Source organism: Natronospirillum operosum (genome assembly GCF_004768465.1).
GTDB classification, from domain to species: domain Bacteria; phylum Pseudomonadota; class Gammaproteobacteria; order Pseudomonadales; family Natronospirillaceae; genus Natronospirillum; species Natronospirillum operosum.
Genome location: NZ_SRMF01000030.1, coordinates 1 through 936, shown reverse-complemented (window position 1 = coordinate 936; position 936 = coordinate 1). Strand labels below are relative to the sequence as shown.

The 936-nt window shown below is 56.1% G+C and carries 2 tRNA genes; both read left to right on the top strand.

Annotated elements, in window-relative coordinates:
• The first annotated feature begins 173 nt into the window (after positions 1 to 173).
• Positions 174 to 250, top strand: a tRNA-Ile gene (locus tag E4656_RS20145).
• Between the two features lie 237 nt (positions 251 to 487).
• Positions 488 to 563 (top strand) — tRNA-Ala (locus tag E4656_RS20140).
• The last annotated feature ends 373 nt before the right edge of the window (positions 564 to 936 follow it).

Below are 936 nucleotides of genomic sequence, written 5' to 3'. Positions count from 1 at the left end.
CCCCTCCGCGAAAGCGGGTAGAGAGTGGGTGAGGTCGGCTGCCGACGGGTCACAAGTTGAAAGAAGGGTTTTAGGCCTGTAGCTCAGCTGGCTGGAGCGCACCCCTCCGCGAAAGCGGGTAGAGAGTGGGTGAGGTCGGCTGCCGACGGGTCACAAGTTGAAAGAAGGGTTTTAGGCCTGTAGCTCAGCTGGTTAGAGCGCACCCCTGATAAGGGTGAGGTCGGCAGTTCAAGTCTGCCCAGGCCTACCAAATCTTCATCACTCTGCGTTGGTTTATCACTCGCATAGCAGGCTATGCGTCGCAATAAACCGCCTTGATTGATAAAGATTACAATTCCGCTTCATGCTTCGTTAAAATCCGGCTCGTGTAGGCAAGCTACACGTCACCGAATTTTGCCTCGCCTGAAACGGAAAGCATTTTCCTGATCTTTGAGAGAGTGATTTTTTGGAACTGGCGCTGAGTCAGCGTCCAAAAGATCAAGTTCGAGGGGCTATAGCTCAGCTGGGAGAGCGCCTGCTTTGCACGCAGGAGGTCAGCGGTTCGATCCCGCTTAGCTCCACCATATTGAATGTAATCACCGGCAGGTGGTTGCGGAGCGCAGCAGAAGGTCCGGGTTCGACCGACACGCCGGACCGCCCGTTAGCTCCACCATATTGAAGGCAACCGCCTGCGGGTGGTTGCCATCTGTAGGAGCGCACCCCGTGCGCGATAGGCCACGAAGTGGTCCTTTGCGGGGCGGCTGCGCGGCCAGCGGGCTGGGTCTCCTGCCGATACAGATTTGCCTTCACGCACCGCGTGCGTGAAGACGAAAACCGACCCGGGCAGTCCCCGGGCGGATGTGGCCTTGATTGCCGATGTTCTTTAACAATTTGATCTGCGAAATTCTTTCAGAACTCACGTCTGTGAAGACGGGGGTTTTGAACAATACATTGCAT